The sequence below is a fragment of the Staphylococcus rostri genome (genome assembly GCF_002902145.1).
GTDB lineage: Bacteria > Bacillota > Bacilli > Staphylococcales > Staphylococcaceae > Staphylococcus > Staphylococcus rostri.
This window is the reverse complement of sequence record NZ_PPRF01000103.1, coordinates 1-2,996: the sequence shown is the minus strand read 5'-3', so window position 1 is coordinate 2,996 and position 2,996 is coordinate 1. Positions and strand designations below refer to the sequence as shown.

At 38.9% G+C, this 2,996-nt stretch carries 1 protein-coding gene; it reads left to right on the top strand.

What is annotated here, in order from left to right; translation table 11 throughout:
- Positions 1–77 precede the first annotated feature (77 nt).
- Positions 78–2,891, top strand: a complete 2,814-nt coding sequence (locus CD122_RS12610; protein ID WP_420852956.1) for a YSIRK-type signal peptide-containing protein — start codon at positions 78–80, stop codon at positions 2,889–2,891.
- The last annotated feature ends 105 nt before the right edge of the window (positions 2,892–2,996 follow it).

Genomic DNA, 2,996 nt, shown 5'->3' with positions numbered 1-2,996 from the left:
ACATTTAATAATTTATTTATAGTTGAATGGATATTAGACAAAACAATGCTTAATAACAAAGAGGAAGGAAAGTGAGTATGAAAAGATATCAACAATACAAAAAATATGACCGTAAACAACAAGTTTTTAGTATCCGTAAATTATCGTATGGGACAGGCTCTGCCCTATTAACGACTTTATTATTTTTAGGAGCAACTCAATCAGCTGACGCTGCAGAAACAACTGATGCAAATGCACCTGAAGCTGTCACTGAAACAGCTAGTGATGACACTGGAGAAAAGGCAGTTGTGACGGAACAACCAGCAATTGAAGAAGCAACAGCAGATGACAATACTGACGCAGTTGAACCAGTTACTGAATCACAACCTACTGAAGAAGTTACACCTGAATCTACTACTGAAGTCCCTACTGAAGAAACAACACCTGAAAAAACTGAAGCAACAGAACAACCTGCTACTGAAGAAAGCGCAACTACTGAGCCAACTCAAACAGCCACAAATAACAAAGTTACTGATAAAGAAACTACGACTAAACAACAACCCGAATTGAAAAACAATGTTGATGACAAAATCTCTGACGTTTCAATTAATGTGAAAGACAACAAAATTGAAGATGTCGTGGATTATGGAGAAAAGAAAGAGACTTATGAAAAGGTTCAAGCATTCAAAGAAGAATATTATAAAAAACATCCCGATGCTACTAGACTAGAATACAAAAGAGACTTAAAAAATTGGGTTAATAATACAGATTATCCAGAAAAAGGGACACCATATGATAATCCTTTGTTTTTTGAAGCTACTCGATCCAACAAAGGTTTAAAACCTTCTGAATATGAAGTGAAAGCCAAAGTTTCTGATGTTAAACCAGGAGATTATTTTACATTCCAACACGATGGACTTACAGATTTAAATGGTAATTATGCTGATGATGTTAAGGTACAACTTCCTTCATTCTATCTCGAATCTGATTCGAGTATTGAAGTTGCACGTGCCATTAATTTTGATAACCAAACAAAGAAAATTACGTATCAACTGTTAGATACAATTAAAAACTTAAGCTCCTTTAGTATGGTCTACAGTGGTAAAGACTATGTTGATCGGTACAAGGTAATTGAAAATGGTACGCAAAAATTGACACATATCATTGGTAATGAATCTTTGTCGTATGAAGCTAATATTAAGTATGAAGAGATTTTATTTGTTGATTTACCGTCATCTGCCCCTACTACGTGGGGTGCCGGAAATACCGGATTAAATGATGTGGGAGTACGCATGGTATTAGATAACTATAGTAATGACACTAAAAAAATCACAAGTATTACACAAATTAATCCTGATGCAATGGATTTAAAAGAAGAGAATGCTTATAAGCATTCCTACTTTGAAAATATACGTGTAGAAATAACAAATGGTAATCCTTATACATCTCCTTTGAAAACCAATGATTTATCACATGATTTTGATGGAATAGACGGTGGATTAAGAGCCCCAACCAGATCATCTATATTAATAGACAATGATGCATTAAAAAGCTTAAAAGTTTACAAGGTACCTAAAGACCTAAACATTTCTAATAATAGTATTTCTTCTTTATCAAATGACTTAGAAGACGTTACGAATCAAGTCTTAAATGACAGCAACATTGATTTAGAAAATGGAACATATGGAACCAATAATAGAAATGCACTAGTTGGAGATGTTGTACTTGAACTTTCGGACTTCGAAAGCGCTTATGTCATTAAAATGGAACATAATATAGCAGATGAATCTATTGGAATACGCCCATACAATAAATTAGATTTAGGTGCAGTAGTTACTGTTCCATTTTACACAAAAGATGGCGTTTCTTTAAGAGGTCACGCTAGTCATGTTGTTTCTGTTGGCTCAGGACGCGCCCACATTGATGAAGATGAGTTTGAAGTAAATCCAGAGTTACCAGAACAACCGGACTTCCCTGATCCAGATGAAGGCGATGCTGACGCTGACTCAGATGCAGATAGTGACTCTGACGCAGATAGCGATTCGGACTCTGATAGTGATTCCGACTCTGACAGTGATTCGGACTCTGACAGTGATTCCGACTCTGACAGTGATTCGGACTCTGACAGTGATTCGGACTCTGATAGCGACTCGGATTCTGACAGCGACTCGGATTCTGACAGCGATTCAGATTCTGACAGTGATTCCGACTCTGACAGTGATTCTGACTCTGATAGTGATTCAGATGCGGACAGCGACTCGGATGCAGATAGTGACTCGGATTCTGATAGCGACTCGGACTCTGATAGCGACTCGGACTCTGACAGCGACTCAGACTCTGACAGTGACTCAGACTCTGATAGTGATTCTGACTCTGACAGCGACTCGGACTCTGATAGTGATTCGGACTCTGATAGCGATTCGGACTCTGATAGTGATTCTGACTCTGACAGCGACTCTGATTCTGACAGCGACTCGGACTCTGATAGTGATTCTGACTCTGATAGCGATTCCGACTCTGATAGCGATTCCGACTCTGATAGCGATTCCGACTCTGACAGCGACTCAGACTCTGATAGTGATTCGGACTCTGATAGTGATTCTGACTCTGACAGCGACTCGGACTCTGATAGTGACTCGGATTCTGATAGTGACTCGGACTCTGACAGTGATTCCGACTCTGATAGTGATTCGGACTCGGACAGCGACTCGGATTCTGATAATGAAGCAGATAACGGCTCTAACGATAACCACGGTGATAAAGATGGCAAATCTCACGGAGAAGGTCACCACGGACATGGTTTACCAGACACAGGTAACACATCAAACGGCACTTTAATCGGTTCATTATTCGCGGCACTTGGTTCACTATTCATAGTTGGACAACGTCGTAAAAAACACAATGAAAAATAAGCATGCATAACAAAAGGGGCTGGGACATAATTCGTTCTAAGCCTCTTTTGTAAAAAGCCCTGATTAGATGTTAAAAAACATTTAATCAGGGCTTTGTCATGGATA